The sequence below is a fragment of the Lapillicoccus jejuensis genome, from assembly GCF_006715055.1.
Taxonomy (GTDB): Bacteria; Actinomycetota; Actinomycetes; order Actinomycetales; family Dermatophilaceae; genus Lapillicoccus; species Lapillicoccus jejuensis.
Genome location: NZ_VFMN01000001.1, coordinates 4,084,915 through 4,101,473, shown reverse-complemented (window position 1 = coordinate 4,101,473; position 16,559 = coordinate 4,084,915). Strand labels below are relative to the sequence as shown.

The following is a 16,559-nucleotide window of genomic DNA, read 5'->3' as shown; positions in this document are numbered from 1 at the left end:
GACGCCATCACCGGCGTGTCGCACGGTGCCGCGCCAGATGTGGTGCCCTCGCCCCATGTTGCGCGAGGGAGTCCTGTGACAGGGTGTGCCGCATGCCCGCCCTCCCCACGCGCACGGGCCGTCGCATGCCGTCCCCACGACGTCCCGTCGTCGGCACCGCGGCCCTCCTCTGCGCCAGCCTGCTCACCGTCCTGCCCGCCGCCTCCGGCGCCGCGGCCGCCCTCCCCGCGGCCACCCCCGGTGCCCTGCCCGCCGCCGCGCCGACCGCCGTCGCGACGGCCACCGCCGCCCCCTCGATCACCGTCACCGGCAAGGGCTTCGGCCACGGCCACGGCATGTCCCAGTGGGGCGCGTACGGCGCCGCCACGCAGGGGGTGACCTGGCAGCAGATCGTCACCCACTACTACCCCGGCACCACGTTGACCCCGATCGGCAACCCGACGATCCGGGTCAACGTCAGCAGCGACCTCGGCCAGGTCGCCTTCGGCGCCGCGGCCGGCCTGCGCGTGACCTACGGCGCCGCCCACACCACCCTCATGGGCCTGCCGACCACCGCGGCCGACGGCTCGGCGGTCTCGGCGTTCGTCGTCGCCTCCGTCGGCTCCGGCTACGCGCAGCTGAAGTACCTCAGCGCCAAGGGCGCGTGGACCGCCTGGGGCCCGGCCTCCCCGCAGGTCAACATCACCAACGCCTCGACGGGCGTCGTCAACGCCTGGGGCACGGTCAGCGGCCGGGTCGGCGCGATCCCCGGCGAGCTGCGCGGGGTCGTCCTGTCCGGCCGGGTCGTGCCGGTCGCGGCGATCCCCATGGAGCAGTACCTGCGCGGCGTCGTCCCGCACGAGTCCCCGGCCTCCTGGCCGGGCGCCGCCCTCGGCGCGCAGGCCGTCGCGGCCCGGTCGTACGCCGCCTGGCAGATGGCCCACCCGCAGTCCTCGGCCTACGACATCTGCGACTCCACGGCCTGCCAGGTCTACCAGGCGCGCGGCTACTACGGCTCGACCGACGCCGCCATCGCGGCGACGGCCGGCAGCGCCCTGCGCTACCAGGGGCAGCCCGCCTTCACCCAGTTCAGCGCCTCGACGGGCGGCTGGAACTCGGCCGGCGGGACGCCGTACCTCGTCGCCCAGCCGGACCCGTGGGACGCCACCGCCGCCAACCCGAACGACTCGTGGTCGACGACGGTGAGCGCCTCGACGATGCAGGCCCGGTGGCCCTCGATCGGGACCTTCCAGGGACTGCAGGTGCTCAGCCGCGACGGCGCCGGCACGTGGGGCGGACGCATCACCTCCGCCTCGGTGCGCGGCACGGCCGGCTCGGTCACCGTCAGCGGCGACACCCTGCAGGCCGCCCTCGGGCTGCGCTCGACCTACTTCACCACCTCCGGTCAGCGGCCCGACATCCTCGGCGTCTCGTGGTCGGGCGGGGCGGGGTACGCCGTCGGGCTGCGCACGGTGCTCGGCTCGTCGTCGTACGTCCAGGCCGGTCCCGTCGTCACCGCCGCCCTCGGCGGCATCGACCTGACGCAGTGGCGCTTCCTGCCGGGGCGTCGTACGGACGGGACGCACCCCGACCTCATCGCCGTGCGCACCTCCGGGTCCTCGACCGGTCGGATGGAGGTGACGACCTTCACCTCGGCCTCCGGCTACCGGACGCCGACCCGGGCCGTCACCCCGTTCCCCGCGTTCACCGCGGACGCGTCCATCACGGTCGTCGCGGGGGCCAACCCCGGTGACGTCTGCCTCGTCGTCGTCGGCGGCACCGCCTCGCGTCGCACCGAGCTGCACTGCCTCGGCGTGGGCACCGGCTACACCGGGTGGACCGTCCACGCGGCGACCGCGCTCTCGGCGGGGGTGGCGCTCCGGGCCTCGACCTTCCTCGTCGTCCCCGGCACCGGCGACCTCGTGTGGGTCGCGCAGGGCGCGCCCACCGGCTCCGGCCAGACCGAGCTGCACCGGATGACCGCCGCCAGCGGCTGGGGCGGCTGGGGTGAGCACCGCGTGCTGCCGCTCGGCTACACCTCGTCGACCAGCGCCCGCTTCCTCCTGCTGCCGTCGGGCTCCTCGACCCCCGACCTCGCCTTCGTCCCGGTCTCCGGGACCGGGTCGGGCCGGGTCGAGGTGCACACCCTCACCGGGTCGTCGGGCTACTCGGCCTTCGACCTGCACGTGGCGACGCCGATCGCGGCGGCGTCCTACCCCGGTTTCACGCCGCTCCTCGGCTGAGCGGTCCTGCACGAGCACACGGCCCGCCGCACCCCGTGAGGGGGCGGCGGGCCGTCGCTGTGTGGCGGGTAGGTCGAGCCCGGGGCGAGCCCGGGTCGACCTCGGTGTCAGCGACCGCGCAGGGCGCGGCGGTCCATGCGCTGCTTGGCCGCACGCGAGGGGTCGACGCCCTTCGGCAGCGGCGGGCGCATGCCGCCGAGCGCCTTGAGGCGCTTGTTGACGACCGACACCTCGTCCTTGGTGAGGACCGGCTTGAGGCGCTGGACCCGACCGACCAGCTTGGTCAGCGGGATCTCGTCGTCGCCGTCACCGACCCGCACGAGGGTGACGGGCACGCCCGGCGCGACGCGCTCGACGCGCTTGCGCTCGGCGGCGAGCAGCTTGGCGACGCGGGCCCGCGGCCCCTCGCCGACGAGGACGATGCCGGGGCGCCCGGTCGCGCGGTAGACCAGCGCGGCGCCGGACAGGTCCCCCGGCTTCTGCGCGTCGGCGGCGACCGGCTCGCGGTCGTAGAACCAGCCGCGGCGCAGCGAGGTGAGGGCCGCCGACGCCGCGCCCACCTGACCCTCGATCTGCCGGTACGCCGCCTTCTCGGCCCGCCGGCTCATCGTCACCAGGGCGGCGAGCAGGCCGAAGAGGATGCCGAGGAAGAGCGCGTAGAGCCAGTGGCCGAGCAGGGCGCCGATGCCGGTGACGACGGCGACCGTGACGAGGAAGGCCCCGAGCATCCACCAGGTGATCCTCGGGTCGACCTGGCGGGCGGCGTCGAAGATCTGCCGCAGCTGGGCGAACCGTCCGGGCTTCTTCGCCGTGCCGGCGTCCTGCGGGTCCTTCGCGTCCTTGGCCATGGGGGTCAGGATACGGCCGCGCGGGCGGCCACCAGCGACGCGGCCTCCTGCCGCGCCGGCGACTGCGCCGCCTCCGCCAGGTGGGCCAGGTGCTCCGGGATCGGCCGGCCCCAGCGCCGCATCGCGGTCGCCCACAGACGACCCGCGCGGTACGACGAGCGGACGAGCGGCCCGGCCATGACGCCCTTGAAGCCGATCTCCTCGGCCAGCTGCGACCAGTGCACGAACTCCTCCGGCTTGACCCAGCGGTCGACCGGGTGGTGCAGCGTCGACGGGCGCAGGTACTGCGTGATCGTGAGGATGTCGCAGCCCGCCCCGTGCAGGTCGCGGATGGCCTCCTCGATCTCCGTGTCGGTCTCGCCCATGCCGAGGATGAGGTTGCTCTTGGTCACCAGCTCGGCCTCGCGGGCCATCGACAGCACGCGCAGCGACTTCTCGTAGGTGAAGGCGGGGCGGATCTGCTTGAAGATCCGCGGCACCGTCTCGAGGTTGTGGGCGAAGACCTCGGGCCGCGCGTCGAACACCTGCCCGACGAGCTCGGGCTTGGCGCCGAAGTCGGGCGGGAGGATCTCGACCCCGGTGTTCGGGTTGAGCGCGTGGATCTGGCGGATGGTCTCGGCGTAGAGCGAGGCGGCGCCGTCGGGCTGGTCGTCGCGGGCGACGCCGGTGACGGTCGAGTAGCGCAGCCCCATCCGCCGCACCGACTCGGCGACCTTGAGCGGCTCGCCCGGGTCGAGCGGCTGGGGGCGGCCGGAGGCGATGTCGCAGAAGTCGCACCGGCGGGTGCAGGTGTCGCCGCCGATGAGGAACGTCGCCTCCTTGTCCTCCCAGCACTCGAAGATGTTGGGGCAGCCCGCCTCCTGGCAGACCGTGTGCAGCCCCTCCGACTTCACCATCGAGTGCAGCTCGGTGTAGGCCGGCCCCATCTTGGCGGTCGTGCGGATCCACTCCGGCTTGCGCTCGATCGGGGTCTCGTTGTTGCGGGCCTCGACGCGCAGCAGGCGGCGGCCCTCGGGGGCGATGGTCATGCGGACACTCCGGTCGGGACGGGGGTGGAGGCGGGGGAGCCGGGGGTGGCGGGGCGCGACGCCGTACGGCGAGCCACCTCCGCGGCGTAGGGGTCGAGCAGGTCGGCGAGGTGGCGCTCGACGAGCGGGCGGAGCTCGGCGACGGTGACGTCGCGGCCCAGCTCGCGCGAGAGCGAGGTCACGCCCGCGTCGGCGATGCCGCAGGGCACGATGACGTCGGCCCACGACAGGTCGGGATCGGCGTTGAGCGCGAAGCCGTGCATCGTCACCTGACGGCTCACCCGGATGCCGATGGCGCCGATCTTCCGGTCCGGGCCGCGCCCGTCGGCGAGGACCCAGGTGCCGCTGTCGCCCGGACGGCGACCGGCGGTGACGCCGAGGTCGGCGCAGACGCGGATCATCATCTCCTCGAGCGTGCGGACGTGGGCGACGACGTCGATGGGCGCGGGCAGCCGCACGATGGGGTACCCGACGAGCTGGCCCGGTCCGTGCCACGTGATCTTGCCGCCCCGGTCGACGTCGACGACGGGGGTGCCGTCCCACGGTCGCTCGTGCGGCTCGGTCCGCTTGCCCGCCGTGTAGACCGCCGCGTGCTCCAGGAGCAGGACGGTGTCGGGCAGCTCGCCGGCCACGACCCGGGCGTGCACGGCTCGCTGGTGCTCCCAGGCGACGTGGTAGTCCACGACGTCGGGCGCGAAACCGAGGTGCTCGAACCGCATGCGTCCAGGCTACGCCGCGGCACCGACGTCCCCCGACGCGTCCCCCACCCCGGCGCCCGACCCGGCGCCCCACCCGGCGATGGGCCACGGGGTGGAGGGGAGCCTGTGGATGACGCCCGCGGCGGTCGGTGCGCTGCTGCCAGCATGGACGGCAGGAGAGCCCGCAGGCGGGTGGAGGGGTGGGAGGGGCGATGACGGCACCGACGTCGGCCGGCGGACCGGGGGCGCACGAGGAGAGGCCGGTCCTGGAGGCGCGCACGGCCCGCCGGGCGGCGCCGCCGCCGCTGCGGCCGCTCACCCGGCGGGAGCGGCGCGAGCAGGACCGGTGGCGCCGCGGCGCCGGCCGCACCGGTGGCCCGGGCGCCCCGCGCACCGCGCGGGGGCGGCTGGCCGTCCTCGTGGTGTCCACGGCCGTGCTGTCCGGCCTGCTGCTCGTGCTCGCCTCGTGGTGGGGTCCGTCGGGCGCCTCCCGGCCGGCGCCCGGTGACGCCGCGGGAGCGGGGGCGCCGGTCGCGGTGCCGGCCGCGGCGAGCACGGAGGCGCCGGGCCGGGCGGTCGTCGCCGGGGTCCCTCCGGACACCCAGGGAGGCGCCTCGCCCGGGCGGGTGCTGCAGGGGCTGCTCGACGCGCGGGCGGCCGCCCTGCGGGCGCGCGACCCCGCGCTGCTGACCCGGGCCGAGCGCGTCGGGTCCAGCGTGCAGACGGCCGACGCCGCCCTCCTGCGCCGGCTGCTGGCCGCGCGCCAGGCGTACGACGGTCTCGGATTCGCCGCGCACGAGGTCGTCGTCCTGAGCCGGACGGGTGACCGGCTGGTGCTGCGGGCCCGGGTCGCGCGGTCGGCGTACGAGCTGGTGGGGGCGGACGGGACCCGCACGCCGCAGGCCGGCTCGGACGGCACCGCGTGGCGCTACGTGCTCGAGCGCGGCACGACCGGGTGGCGGCTGGCGGAGGTGACCGGCTCCGGCTGAGCCGCGCAGGAGCAGGTATCTGCGGCGCGGGCCGCCGGTCCTCCTGAGGTCCGCCGGGCGCTTCCCGGCACCACCGCACGAGGAGGCACGACCATGACCGCTCCCGCACCGCACGCCGACACCGACCGGGTCGACCCGTCCACCGCGACCACCCCGACCGTCCCGGCGCCGCCCGACCGACGTCGGCGCGCCCGGCGCGCCGGCCTGGCGGCGCTCGCCGTCGCGGCCGTCTCCGTCGGGGGGCTGCTCACCGTCGCCCAGACCGGGGCCCAGGCCGCCGGGTCCCCCCAGGTGCGTCAGGCCGCCGCCTCACCCGCCGTCGCCGGACGCAACGGCTGGCAGGGCAAGTTCACCTACGCGCTGCCCGCCGGGTCGGGTGGTGTCTTCTTCCACTACGGCTGCGGGGTCGGCTTCGTCCCCCGGGCCGGCGGGTGGTCGGTCAACGGCGTCGGCCAGGCCGGCGTGAAGATCGTCGGCGAGGGCCCGCGCTGGGACACCAACTACGGCGAGTACTTCTGGACCCTGCTGTGGCCGGGCGGGGCACCGTCCGGGGTGACGATCGACTTCGACGTCTTCTGCACCAAGGCGCCGATCTGAGGCCGGGCGGGGGACGGGGCGCGCGGGGGACGACCGGGCCGGTCGCCTCCCGCGCGCTGCCGCTCTGCGTCAGGACAGCAGGTCGGCGACGGCGGCGGTCAGCGTGGCGTGGCGGAACTCGAAGCCGGAGCCGGTGAGCACCTCGGGCAGCGCGCGCTGGCTGCCGACGACGTCGTCGGCGAACCCGCCGAGGACGAGGCGCAGCGCGAAGGTCGGGGCGGGCAGCACGGCCGGGCGGTGCAGCTGGCGGCCGATCTCCTTGGCGACGTCGCCCTGCCGCTGCGGGTCGGGTCCGACGAGGTTGACCGGGCCGGTGACCTCGGGGTGGTCGATGAGGTGCTCGATGGCCCGCACCTCGTCGGTGAGCGTGATCCAGGGCCACCACTGCCGACCCGAGCCGAGCGGCCCGGCCAGGCCGAACCGGCCGAGCTTCACCAGGGGGGCGAAGGCCTGCGACTCCGGGCCCATGACGAGGCCTGTGCGGATGGTGGCGACCGCCGCGCCCGCCTCGACGGCTGGAGCCGTCGCGGCCTCCCACGCGCGCACGACGTCGGCGAGGAAGCCGTGACCCGACTCGCTGGTCTCGGTGAGGACCTCGTCGCCCCGGTCGCTGCCGTAGATGCCGACCGCCGCCCCGCTGACCAGCCGGACCCGGTCACCGTGCGCGGCGACCGCGCCGGCCACCGCCGTGGTCGAGTCGACCCGCGAGCGCAGGATGGTCTGCTGGTACGACGGCGTCCACCGCTTGTCGCCGACGCCGGCGCCGGCGAGGTGGACGACCGCGTCGACCCCGTCGAGGACCTGCGGGTCGAGGTTCCGCGAGTCGGGGTCCCACTGCACCTCGCCGGTGGTGCGCGGCGGGCGCCGCACGAGGTGCACGACGTCGTCGCCGCGCTCGCGCAGGGACGCGGACAGCGCGCCGCCGATGAGGCCGCTGGCCCCGGTCACGACGACGCGCTGTCCGCTCATGCTGGTGTTCCCCTCGGGTCGGTGGCGACCCGTCAGAGGGCCTGGAAGTCGCCCTCCTCCAGCCGCCTCTTCATCGTCTCGAGGAAGCGGGCGGCGTCGGCGCCGTCGACGATCCGGTGGTCGTAGGAGAGGGCCAGGTACATCATCGAGCGGATGGCGATCGTCTCGCCACCGTCGGCGTCGGTGACGACGACGGGCCGCTTGACCAGCGCACCGGTGCCGAGGATGGCGACCTGCGGCTGGTTGATGATCGGGGTGTCGAACAGCGCCCCGCGGCTGCCGGTGTTGGTGATGGTGAACGTCCCGCCGGACAGCTCGTCGGGGAGGATCTTGTTGGTGCGGGTCCGCTCGGCCAGGTCGGCGATGGCCCGGGCGATGCCCGCGATGTTGAGGTCGCCGGCGTTCTTGACCACCGGGACGATGAGGCCCTTGTCGGTGTCGACGGCCACGCCGAGGTGCTCGGCCGCGTGGTAGCGGATCTCGTCGCCCTCGACGCTCGCGTTGACGACCGGGTGCACCTTGAGCGCCTCGATCGCCGCCAGCGCGAGGAAGGGCAGGTAGCTGAGCTTGACGCCCTCGCGGGCCTCGAACTCGCCCTTGGCCCGGGCGCGGATGCGGGCGATCTTCGTCAGGTCGACCTCGACGACGGTCGTCAGCTGGGCCGAGACCTGCAGGGACTCGACCATCCGCTGGGCGATGACCTTGCGCAGCCGCGACATCTTCTCGGTCGTGCCGCGCTTCGGCGAGACCCCGACGCTGCTCGACCCGCCCGCGGCGGGCGAGGCGGCCGCGGACGCCGCCGGCGGGGCCGGGGAGGCGGGCGACGACTGCGCCGGAGCGGGGGTCGGTGCCGCGGGGGCCGGCTCGGGGGCCTTCGCCTTCTCTGCCGCCTCCAGCACGTCCTGCTTGCGGATCCGTCCGCCGATGCCGGTGCCGGTCAGCGAGGACAGGTCCACGCCGTGCTGGGCCGCGAGCTTGCGCACGAGCGGGGTGACGTACGGCGACCCGTCGTCGTCCGATCCGCCCTGGGCGGGGGCCGCGGGCGCGCTCGAGGTCGAGGCGGGGGCCTGCGGGGCGGTGGCGGACGCGTCGCTCTCCGGGCCGGCGCTGCCCTGGGGGGCGGGGGACTCGGGGGCCTGTCCGGTCGCCGGCGGCTCCGCCTTCGGAGCCTCCTGCGTGGGGGCCTCCTGCTTCGGGGCCTCCTGCTTCGGGGCCTCCTGCTTCGGGGCCTCCTGCTTCGGGGCCTCCTGCTTCGGGGCCTCCTGTGCGGGGGCCTGCTCAGCGCCGCCCGACTCGCCGCCGATGACGGCCAGCTCGCCGCCGACCGGCACGGTGTCGTCCTCGGCGACGAGGATCTTGCTCAGCGTGCCCGCGAAGGGCGAGGGGATCTCGGTGTCGACCTTGTCCGTGGAGACCTCGAGGAGCGGCTCGTCGACCTCGACCTGGTCGCCCTCGGACTTCAGCCAGCGGGTGACCGTGCCCTCGGTGACCGACTCGCCGAGCGCCGGCATGACGACCGTCTGCCCACCGCCCGAGCCACCGGACGAGCCCGAGCCGCCGGAGCCACCCGACCCGCTCGCCTCCGGCTCGGAGGTCTGCTCGTCGATCGGCTGGTCCGTCGACGGGGTGGCCGTCGCGAGCGGCGGCTCCTCGTCCTGCTGCTGGTCCTGCTGCTGGTCCTGCTGCTGGTCCTGCGCCGGCTCCGGCTGCGCGTCCCCGCCCGAGCCCGCGCCGTCGCCCGCGGGGCCGTCGCCGATGACCGCGAGGTCCGCGCCGACGGGGACGGTGTCGTCCTCCTGCGCGAGGATCTCCTGCAGCGTGCCCGCCACGGGCGAGGGGATCTCGGTGTCGACCTTGTCCGTCGAGACCTCGAGGAGCGGCTCGTCGACGGCGACCTCGTCGCCGACGTTCTTCAGCCAGCGGGTGACGGTGCCCTCGGTGACGGACTCACCGAGGGCCGGCATGGTCACGCGTTCGGACATGAGAGGGGGTCTCCTTCGGGTTCAGCGGCTTCGGCGTGGTCGGCGCAGCAGGGCCGCGCACGGCGTCGGGTCCGAGCCTGTCACGTTTGCCGGGCGCGTGTCGTCCCGGCCCGGCCCGGACACGCCGCGAGCGGTCGCCGGGTCGGCCGAGCGGTCAGGCGTGCCCGTGCAGCGGCTTGCCGGCGAGGGCGAGGTGCGCCTCGCCGAGCGCCTCGTTCTGGGTGGGGTGGGCGTGCACGAGGGCGGCCACGTCCTCGGGGAACGCCTCCCAGTTCACGACGAGCTGCGCCTCGCCGATCTGCTCGCCCATCCGGGCCCCGACCAGGTGCACCCCCACGACCGGCCCGTCGGTCCGCCGGACGAGCTTGACGAAGCCCTGCGTCCCGAGGATCTGCGACTTGCCGTTGCCCCCGAGGTTGTACTCGACCGCCTGCACGTCGCCGTACCGCTCGCGGGCCGCGGCCTCGGTGAGGCCGACCGAGGCGACCTCGGGGTCGCAGTAGGTGACCCGGGGGATGCCCTCCTCGTCGATGACGGCGGGGGAGAGCCCGGCGATCTCCTCGGCGACGAAGATGCCCTGGGCGAAGCCGCGGTGCGCCAGCTGCAGGCCCGGGACGATGTCGCCGACGGCGAAGACGCCGGGGACGTTCGTGCGCAGCCGCTCGTCGGTCGTGACGAAGCCGCGGTCCAGGGCGACGCCGACCTCCTCGTAGCCCTGGTCGGCGGTCGCCGGGCCGCGGCCGACGGCGACCAGCAGGAGGTCGGCCTCGAGGGTCGTGCCGTCCTCGAGCGCGACGGTGACGCCGTCACCCGACGGCGTCGCCGACGCGAACCGCGCGCCGGTGCGCACGGTGATGCCGCGCTTGCGGAAGGCGCGCTCCAGCTGCTTGCTGCACGCCTCGTCCTCGGCGGCGACCAGCCGCGGCAGCGCCTCGACGACCGTGACCTCGGAGCCGAACGAGCGCATCACGGAGGCGAACTCGACCCCGATGACCCCGCCGCCGAGGACGACGACCCGGCCCGGGACGTGGTCGAGGCGCAGGGCCTCCTCGCTCGTCATCACCGGTCCGCCGATCTCGAGCCCGGGCAGCGTGCGGGCGTACGAGCCGGTCGCGAGGACGACGTGCCGGCCGACGACGCGGCGGTCCCCGACCTGCACGGTGTCCGGCGCGACGAGCCGGCCGCGCCCCTGGACGTACTCGACCCCGCCGGCCCTGACCAGCCCCTGCAGACCCTTGTGCAGCCGGGCGACGACGCCGTCCTTGTAGGAGTTGACGCCGGCCATGTCGATGCCCTCGAGGCTCGCGCGGACCCCGAAGCGCTCGCTCTCGCGGGTGGCGTCGGCGACCTCGGCGGCGTGCAGCATCGCCTTGGTCGGGATGCAGCCGCGGTGCAGGCACGTGCCGCCGAGCAGGTCCTGCTCGACCAGCGCGACGCTGAGGCCGAGCTGCACCGCGCGCAGCGCGCAGGCGTAGCCGCCGCTGCCCCCTCCGAGGACGACGACGTCGTACGGGGTCTGCTCATCAGCGGGCATCGTGGGGGTCTCCCTCGGACGGGACCGCACCCGGTCGCGGGCGGGGTCGGGACGTGCCCGCGCACGACGGGTCGCGTCGTCGCCGGGCCTGCGGCGCACATCCTCCCACTGCGGGTGCGCGGCGCCGTCGACAGGTCAGGACGCGTCGGCGAGCCCCTGCCGGATCCGCGCGCAGCCGGGCCCCGCGACGCTCGTCACGGACGGGTCGGAGGCGATGTCGTGCAGGCGCTGGTCGACCGGGTGCGAGCCGTCCGCCCCGTCCTCCCCGAGGGCGCACCAGACCGCGAAGGTCTCGGCGAAGTCCTCGGTGGGGTCGGTGGCGGCGTAGTCGTCGACGAACGTGTCGGGGTGCGCGTCGAGGAAGCGCTCGAGCACCCGCTGACCCTCCTGCGTCCCGAGGTCGGCCCGGCCCACGGTCTTGTCCCAGTCGCCCATTTAGCGGGTCGGGCCACTGGGCGCTCAGCCACCGGTCGACGATCCCGCCCGCCCGCGCGCACCCGCTGTAGAGGACCCACGTGAAGCAGCCGGCGGGGGGCGTCTGGTCGACCTGCCCCGACCCGACCGAGAGCACGTGCCCCATCTCGTGCGCGACCGTGCCGGTGACCGTCTCGGTGTCGACGCCGTACGGCGCGAGGGTGAGCCGCCAGTGCGCGGCGTCGACGACCCGGTGCTGGGACGCGGTCTGCGGCCACAGCAGCAGCGGCGTGACCTCGCCGAGGACCGCGCCGTCCGCCTGCGACGTGTCGGTGGTGTCGGTCAGCGCGGCGTCGGCGTCCTGGACGAGGAGCAGCTGGTCGACCTGCGAGGCCAGCGTCGCCCCACCCACCGTCTCGGCCACCCGCCACAGCTGCTCGTCGCAGGGCCGCACACCGGTGAGCCCGTCCAGCGGGTAGAGGTGACCGGCGTTGACGCCGTACAGGCGGGCGACCCGCGCGTGCTCGCCGTACTCGGTGAGCGAGGTGCCGTAGGGGTCGTGGTCGGGCACGCGGGCGCCCGTCGGGGAGTCCCCGGTGGCGAGGCAGGCGGGGTCGAGCGCGACCCGGGTGGCGGACCCGCTGGTCGATCCGGCGGACCCGGCCGTCGCGCGGGCCGCCGCCGTGGTGGCCGCGGTCGGGTCGCGGTCGGTCGCCATCACGGTGGCCAGCCCGGCCACGAGCGCCACGGCGGCGCTGAACGCCGCCAGCTGGATCGGCGCGCCCAGCCGCGTGCCGGCTCCCGCCGGCGTGGTCCCCCTGACCCGCATGGCGGAACTGTAGCGGCGCGTGGCACGTATATCTTCACGACATGGGATTGCTCGACCGGCTCCGCCGGCGGACCACCGGTGACCCCCGACGCACCGACGGCCCGCAGATGGCGGTCGACCGCGCCGCGGTCAAGGCGCACCTCAAAGAGTTCGCGGACACCCGCCGTGGCGTGGAAGGGTACGTCGAGCCGGCGACCAACGTCAGCGCCGAGAGCCTCATCCTCATCGCCACGGACGGCGAGTGGACGCGGCGCGCGGTGGGGTCGCGCAAGGCCGCTTTCGAGCTGGCCCAGTCGCTCGGCATCCCCGTGTACGACGTCCTGCTCACCGGCTACCCCGGCCGGATGCGCGAGTGGAACACCAGGCAGCGCAAGAAGGGTGGATGACGATGGCCGAGAAGCCGAAGGCAGCGAAGAAGGCCAAGGCGGGCCCGTCGGAGGAGATGAAGGCGAAGTTCCGCGCCGCCCTAGACGCCAAGAAGGCGCACGGCGGCAAGGACGTCTCCGACGGCGGTGAGTCGGGGGCCATCCACGACTCGCACGGGCCGGCCAAGGGCCAGCAGATGTTCCGCCGCAAGTCCGGCGGCTGAGCCCGAGCCGACCCCGAGCCGACCCGACCCCGAGCCGACCCGACCCCCACCCCGACCCGGGGTGGCCTCGCTCAGGCGTCGAGGTGGACCAGCCCCAGCCGGAGCGCCGCGACGACGGCCTCGAGCTGGGTGTGCGTCTGCAGCTTGGCGAGGATGCTCTTGATGTAGCTGCGGCACGTCTGGACCGAGATGCCGAGCGCCCGGGCGGCGGTCGTGGCGTCGTACCCCCGGGCGAGCAGGGCGAGGACGTCCAGCTCGCGCGGGGTGAGCATCCGCCGGGTGTCCTCGACGTCGGAGGCGGCGCGCGCCATCGTGCGCAGCAGCTCGGCGGGGGCGAAGAAGCGTCCCGGGCCGGCGGTGCGGATGGCGGTGAGGAGGTCGTCGAGCACGCCGTCCTTCGGCAGCAGCGCCACCCCGCCGGCGTCGGCGACCCGCAGCAGCAGGCCCGCGTTGACGTAGGCGGTGAGGACGACGACGCGCAGCCCGGGCCGCTGGGCCAGCACCCGGGTGGTGGCCTCGAGGCCGTCGTCGCGCCCGAGCCGCAGGTCCATGACGACGACGTCGGGCGCCGACCGCTCGACCTCGTCGAGGGCCGACGCCAGGTCGACGGCGATCCCGACGCACTCGAGGTCGGGCTGCCCGGCCACCGCGAGGGCGATGGCGTCGGCCATCATCCGGTGGTCGTCGACGACGAGCACCCTGGTCGCGCCGCGCGCCGGTCGCGCGAGCTCGTCCACCCCTGTCCCACCCCCCCCGTCGGTCGACCGCTCTGCGAGTCGTTCGCAGTATGACGCGTCGGGGGTCCCCGCCAGGGCCGGTTGACGGCAGGTGACCCCTGCGCAACACGGTCCGGCCGACGGTCCGGGCCCGGCTCAGCGGGCGGCGACGTCCTCCAGCAGCGCGAGGAGGGTGCGGACGGCGTACCCCGTCCCGCCCTCGGGGGTGCAGCCCCAGGCGCCCGGGCCGAAGGCCGGTCCGGCGATGTCGAGGTGCGCCCACGGGATGCCGGGCTCGCCGTCGCCGCGACCGGGGACGAACTCCTGGAGGAACAGGCCGGCGGTGAGCATGCCGCCGAGGTTGCCGCCCTTGTGCTTGAGGTCGGCGACGGGGGAGTCGAGCGAGGGGCGCAGGTGGTCGGGCAGCGGCATCGGCCACATCTCCTCGCCGGCGGCGTCCGCGGCGGCGAGCACCCGCTCGCGGAAGGCGGCGTCGTTGGCCATGACCGCACCGATCCGCTCCAGGGCCGAGGCCTGCACGCCGGTCAGCGTCGCGACGTCGACCATGAGGTCGGCGCCGTGCTCGCCGGCGAGGACCATCGCGTCGGCGAGGACCATCCGGCCCTCGGCGTCGGGATCGATGACCTCGACCGTCGTGCCGCCGCGCATCGTCACGACGTCGGAGGCCCGCTGGGCGTTGCCGCCGGGCATGTTCTCGGCGAGCGCGAGGTAGCCGGTGACGGCGACCGGCAGGTCGAGCCGGGCGGCGGCCAGGACCGTGCCGGCGACGGCGGCCGCCCCCGACATGTCGCTCTTCATGTCCGGCATCGAGGTGCGCGGCTTGATCGACAGGCCACCGGAGTCGAACGTGATCCCCTTGCCCACCAGCGCCACCCGGTCCCCGTCGGCCTTCCTCCGGCCGCGGCCGGCGGCCGGGGCGTGGCGGAGCCGGACGATCCGCGGCGGCCGGGACGAGCCCTGGCCGACGCCGACGATGCCGCCGAACCCCCCGGCGCGCAGGGCCTCGTCGTCGAGCACCTCGACCTCGACGCCGGTGCCGGCGAACCGCTCGGCCACGGTCTCGGCGAAGGTCCGCGGGTAGAGCAGGTTCGGTGGGGTGTTGACCAGGTCGCGGCACCAGCGCACCCCCTCGGCGAGCGCCTCGGCGCGGGCGACCACGGCCCGCACGACGGTGCTGCGGGCGCCGGCGGTCAGCAGCGCGACCTCCTTGACCGGCTGCGGCGCGGAGCCGCTCGTCAGCCGCGGCACGGTGTAGGCGCCGAGCAGGGCGCCCTCGGCGGCGGCGCCGGCCAGGTCCGGTGTCGGGGCGAGGACCGCGACGGCGTCCTTGCCGGACAGCGGGCGGACGGCCGCGCCGACCGCGCGCCGGACCGTCTCGGGCGAGGGGCGCTCGCCGAGGCCGACGAGGACCACGACCGGGGCGGTGACGCCGGGGACGGCGGGCACCCGGGTCAGCTCCTCGGCGCGGCCGGTGGCGCCGAGCGCGACCGCCGCGGTGCGCAGGTGGGCGACCACCTCGTCCGGCAGGGGCAGGGCGCCGTACGGCGTCGGTCCGTCGGGTCCCGGGCGCAGCGGCACGAGGAGGGCGTCGGCCTTCGCGGTGGCGGGCGCCCTCTCGCCGGCGGTGACCGGGACCGACGGTGAGGTCGGCAGCGCGGGCGCCGGGGTGCGGCGGCGGGACGGACGGGACGAGCGGGTGGTCCGGGTCGCGGGCATGGTCCTCAACCTAACCGCGGGCCGGACCGGAGGCGGAGCCGACTAGGTTGTCGCCATGGCCGAGCCCGCCGCGCTGCTGCGTTCCCCCCTGCACGACCGCCACGTCGCCCTCGGGGCGAAGCTGGCCGACTTCGGCGGCTGGGAGATGCCGATCGAGTACCCCGGCGGCGGGGTCGTGCGCGAGCACACCGCCGTCCGCGAGGGCGTCGGCGTCTTCGACGTCAGCCACCTCGGCAAGGCGCGGGTCACGGGGCCCGGCGCCGTCGACGTCGTCAACACGTTCTTCACCAACGACCTGCGCCGGATCGGGCCGGGCCGGGCGCAGTACACGCTGTGCTGCGACGAGACCGGCGGCGTCGTCGACGACCTCATCGCCTACGTGCGCAGCGAGGAGGACGTCTTCCTCATCCCCAACGCCGCCAACACCGCCGAGGTCGTGCGCCGCGTCGCCGCCGCGCTGCCCGACGGTCTGCAGGTGGAGGACCTGCACCGCTCGTACGGCGTCCTCGCCGTCCAGGGGCCGCGCAGCGAGGAGGTCCTCGCGGCGCTCGGTCTGCCGACGACGCACGACTACATGTCCTTCGCCGAGGTCGACTGGCAGGGCGCGCCGCTCATCGTCTGCCGCACCGGCTACACGGGCGAGAAGGGCTACGAGCTCCTCCCGGCGTGGGACGGCGCGGCGGCGCTGTGGGACGCGCTGCTGCAGGCCGCGGCGCCGTACGGCGGTCTGCCGTGCGGGCTCGGGGCGCGGGACACCCTGCGCACCGAGATGGGCTACCCGCTGCACGGCCAGGACTTCTCGCTCGACATCACGCCTGTGCAGGCGCGCGCGGGCTGGGCCGTGGGGTGGAAGAAGGAGGCCTTCTGGGGCCGCGACGCGCTCGTCGCCGAGAAGGCGGCCGGACCGCGGCGGGTGTCGTGGGGGCTCGTCGTCGAGGGCCGCGGGATCCCGCGCGCCCACTGCCCCGTCGTCGTCGACGGGGTCCCCGCGGGCGAGGTGACGTCGGGGACGTTCTCGCCGACGCGTCGCCAGGGCATCGCGCTCGCGCTGCTGCCGCCGACCGTCGCCGAGGGCGACCGGGTCGTCGTCGACGTGCGCGGCCGCGAGGTCCCCGCCGTCGTGACGAAGCCGCCGTTCGTCCAGGTGCAGACCCGCACCTCGTGACCTCCACGACGCTGCGTGAGAGCCTGACGGCATGAGCGACTGGACGTGGGCGCTGCTGGACGCGCAGGGCGCACCGGCCGGGTCCGATCTCGGCGGGCAGGTCTTCCCGACGCAGAGCGAGGCCGAGTCGTGGCTCGGCGAGGAGTGGCGCGGGCTGCTCGACGCCGGGGTCGACGCGGTGACGCTGCACGAGGACGGCGCCGTGGTCTACGGGCCGATGAGCCTGCACCCGACGCAGTAGC

The 16,559-nt window shown here is 75.5% G+C and carries 18 protein-coding genes; 9 read left to right on the top strand and 9 right to left on the bottom strand.

Features of this window, described 5'->3' with window-relative positions:
- Positions 1–92 precede the first annotated feature (92 nt).
- Entirely contained in the window at positions 93–2,222 is a 2,130-nt protein-coding gene (locus FB458_RS19015) for a SpoIID/LytB domain-containing protein (RefSeq protein ID WP_141849882.1), read from the top strand.
- A gap of 107 nt (positions 2,223–2,329) precedes the next feature.
- On the opposite strand, the gene FB458_RS19010 is transcribed toward FB458_RS19015, so the two are convergent.
- The 3 genes from FB458_RS19010 to lipB are packed head-to-tail and all read right to left on the bottom strand — an operon-like array spanning position 2,330 to position 4,817.
- Complete coding sequence (locus tag FB458_RS19010; RefSeq protein WP_141849881.1) at positions 2,330–3,070, bottom strand: DUF4191 domain-containing protein; 741 nt, start codon at positions 3,068–3,070, stop codon at positions 2,330–2,332.
- Between the two features lie 5 nt (positions 3,071–3,075).
- Positions 3,076–4,098 carry a lipoyl synthase gene (lipA, locus tag FB458_RS19005; RefSeq protein ID WP_141849880.1) on the bottom strand — a complete coding sequence of 341 codons (1,023 nt, stop codon included), beginning with the start codon at positions 4,096–4,098 and terminating at the stop codon, positions 3,076–3,078.
- Positions 4,095–4,817 (bottom strand): lipoyl(octanoyl) transferase LipB, encoded by a 723-nt coding sequence (lipB, locus tag FB458_RS19000; RefSeq protein WP_141849879.1) that lies wholly within the window; start codon positions 4,815–4,817, stop codon positions 4,095–4,097. Before lipB ends, lipA begins: the two co-directional genes overlap by 4 nt.
- A 191-nt stretch (positions 4,818–5,008) precedes the next feature.
- On the opposite strand from lipB, the gene FB458_RS18995 reads away from it, so the two are divergent.
- Both FB458_RS18995 and FB458_RS18990 read left to right on the top strand, forming a co-directional pair.
- Entirely contained in the window at positions 5,009–5,785 is a 777-nt protein-coding gene (locus FB458_RS18995) for a hypothetical protein (protein ID WP_141849878.1), read from the top strand.
- 93 nt (positions 5,786–5,878) lie between these two features.
- Entirely contained in the window at positions 5,879–6,382 is a 504-nt protein-coding gene (locus FB458_RS18990) for a hypothetical protein (protein WP_141849877.1), read from the top strand.
- A 69-nt stretch (positions 6,383–6,451) separates the two neighbouring features.
- On the opposite strand, the gene FB458_RS18985 is transcribed toward FB458_RS18990, so the two are convergent.
- The 4 genes from FB458_RS18985 to FB458_RS18970 all read right to left on the bottom strand — a co-directional run bounded on the left by FB458_RS18985 (position 6,452) and on the right by FB458_RS18970 (position 11,302).
- Positions 6,452–7,351 carry a TIGR01777 family oxidoreductase gene (locus tag FB458_RS18985; RefSeq protein WP_141849876.1) on the bottom strand — a complete coding sequence of 300 codons (900 nt, stop codon included), beginning with the start codon at positions 7,349–7,351 and terminating at the stop codon, positions 6,452–6,454.
- A 32-nt stretch (positions 7,352–7,383) separates the two neighbouring features.
- Positions 7,384–9,333, bottom strand: a complete 1,950-nt coding sequence (gene sucB, locus FB458_RS18980) for a 2-oxoglutarate dehydrogenase, E2 component, dihydrolipoamide succinyltransferase (protein ID WP_141849875.1) — start codon at positions 9,331–9,333, stop codon at positions 7,384–7,386.
- A gap of 154 nt (positions 9,334–9,487) precedes the next feature.
- Positions 9,488–10,867 carry a dihydrolipoyl dehydrogenase gene (gene lpdA, locus FB458_RS18975; protein ID WP_141849874.1) on the bottom strand — a complete coding sequence of 460 codons (1,380 nt, stop codon included), beginning with the start codon at positions 10,865–10,867 and terminating at the stop codon, positions 9,488–9,490.
- Between the two features lie 135 nt (positions 10,868–11,002).
- On the bottom strand, positions 11,003–11,302 hold the full coding sequence (locus FB458_RS18970; protein WP_141849873.1) for a hypothetical protein: 300 nt from the start codon (positions 11,300–11,302) through the stop codon (positions 11,003–11,005).
- 80 nt (positions 11,303–11,382) lie between these two features.
- Here FB458_RS18970 and FB458_RS18965 point away from each other — a divergent pair, with 80 nt between their 5' ends.
- From FB458_RS18965 to FB458_RS18950, 4 genes are all read left to right on the top strand, one after another.
- Entirely contained in the window at positions 11,383–11,760 is a 378-nt protein-coding gene (locus FB458_RS18965) for a hypothetical protein (RefSeq protein ID WP_141849872.1), read from the top strand.
- 150 nt (positions 11,761–11,910) lie between these two features.
- Complete coding sequence (locus tag FB458_RS18960; protein WP_141849871.1) at positions 11,911–12,123, top strand: hypothetical protein; 213 nt, start codon at positions 11,911–11,913, stop codon at positions 12,121–12,123.
- A gap of 28 nt (positions 12,124–12,151) precedes the next feature.
- Complete coding sequence (locus FB458_RS18955) at positions 12,152–12,496, top strand: hypothetical protein (RefSeq protein WP_141849870.1); 345 nt, start codon at positions 12,152–12,154, stop codon at positions 12,494–12,496.
- A 2-nt stretch (positions 12,497–12,498) separates the two neighbouring features.
- A complete protein-coding gene (locus FB458_RS18950) occupies positions 12,499–12,699 on the top strand; it encodes a DUF5302 domain-containing protein (protein ID WP_141849869.1) in 201 nt (66 codons plus the stop codon).
- 71 nt (positions 12,700–12,770) lie between these two features.
- On the opposite strand, the gene FB458_RS18945 is transcribed toward FB458_RS18950, so the two are convergent.
- Complete coding sequence (locus FB458_RS18945; RefSeq protein WP_141849868.1) at positions 12,771–13,436, bottom strand: response regulator transcription factor; 666 nt, start codon at positions 13,434–13,436, stop codon at positions 12,771–12,773.
- A 135-nt stretch (positions 13,437–13,571) separates the two neighbouring features.
- Positions 13,572–15,152, bottom strand: coding sequence for a leucyl aminopeptidase (locus FB458_RS18940; protein ID WP_141849867.1), 1,581 nt, complete (start codon positions 15,150–15,152; stop codon positions 13,572–13,574).
- A gap of 55 nt (positions 15,153–15,207) precedes the next feature.
- On the opposite strand from FB458_RS18940, the gene gcvT reads away from it, so the two are divergent.
- Positions 15,208–16,317 (top strand): glycine cleavage system aminomethyltransferase GcvT, encoded by a 1,110-nt coding sequence (gene gcvT / locus FB458_RS18935; protein WP_141849866.1) that lies wholly within the window; start codon positions 15,208–15,210, stop codon positions 16,315–16,317.
- A 31-nt stretch (positions 16,318–16,348) separates the two neighbouring features.
- On the top strand, positions 16,349–16,558 hold the full coding sequence (locus tag FB458_RS18930) for a hypothetical protein (protein WP_141849865.1): 210 nt from the start codon (positions 16,349–16,351) through the stop codon (positions 16,556–16,558).
- The last annotated feature ends 1 nt before the right edge of the window (position 16,559 follow it).

Bases quoted from the DNA above. Each gene is read 5' to 3' on its own strand.
- FB458_RS18970 (WP_141849873.1), bottom strand. From the start codon at position 11,302: ATGGGCGACTGGGACAAGACCGTGGGCCGGGCCGACCTCGGGACGCAG.
- FB458_RS18985 (WP_141849876.1), bottom strand. From the start codon at position 7,351: ATGAGCGGACAGCGCGTCGTCGTGACCGGGGCCAGCGGCCTCATCGGC.
- FB458_RS19015 (WP_141849882.1), top strand. From the start codon at position 93: ATGCCCGCCCTCCCCACGCGCACGGGCCGTCGCATGCCGTCCCCACGA.
- lpdA (WP_141849874.1), bottom strand. From the start codon at position 10,867: ATGCCCGCTGATGAGCAGACCCCGTACGACGTCGTCGTCCTCGGAGGG.
- FB458_RS18940 (WP_141849867.1), bottom strand. From the start codon at position 15,152: ATGCCCGCGACCCGGACCACCCGCTCGTCCCGTCCGTCCCGCCGCCGC.
- gcvT (WP_141849866.1), top strand. From the start codon at position 15,208: ATGGCCGAGCCCGCCGCGCTGCTGCGTTCCCCCCTGCACGACCGCCAC.
- FB458_RS18955 (WP_141849870.1), top strand. From the start codon at position 12,152: ATGGGATTGCTCGACCGGCTCCGCCGGCGGACCACCGGTGACCCCCGA.
- FB458_RS18990 (WP_141849877.1), top strand. From the start codon at position 5,879: ATGACCGCTCCCGCACCGCACGCCGACACCGACCGGGTCGACCCGTCC.
- FB458_RS19010 (WP_141849881.1), bottom strand. From the start codon at position 3,070: ATGGCCAAGGACGCGAAGGACCCGCAGGACGCCGGCACGGCGAAGAAG.
- FB458_RS18995 (WP_141849878.1), top strand. From the start codon at position 5,009: ATGACGGCACCGACGTCGGCCGGCGGACCGGGGGCGCACGAGGAGAGG.
- FB458_RS18950 (WP_141849869.1), top strand. From the start codon at position 12,499: ATGGCCGAGAAGCCGAAGGCAGCGAAGAAGGCCAAGGCGGGCCCGTCG.
- sucB (WP_141849875.1), bottom strand. From the start codon at position 9,333: ATGTCCGAACGCGTGACCATGCCGGCCCTCGGTGAGTCCGTCACCGAG.
- lipB (WP_141849879.1), bottom strand. From the start codon at position 4,817: ATGCGGTTCGAGCACCTCGGTTTCGCGCCCGACGTCGTGGACTACCAC.
- lipA (WP_141849880.1), bottom strand. From the start codon at position 4,098: ATGACCATCGCCCCCGAGGGCCGCCGCCTGCTGCGCGTCGAGGCCCGC.
- FB458_RS18930 (WP_141849865.1), top strand. From the start codon at position 16,349: ATGAGCGACTGGACGTGGGCGCTGCTGGACGCGCAGGGCGCACCGGCC.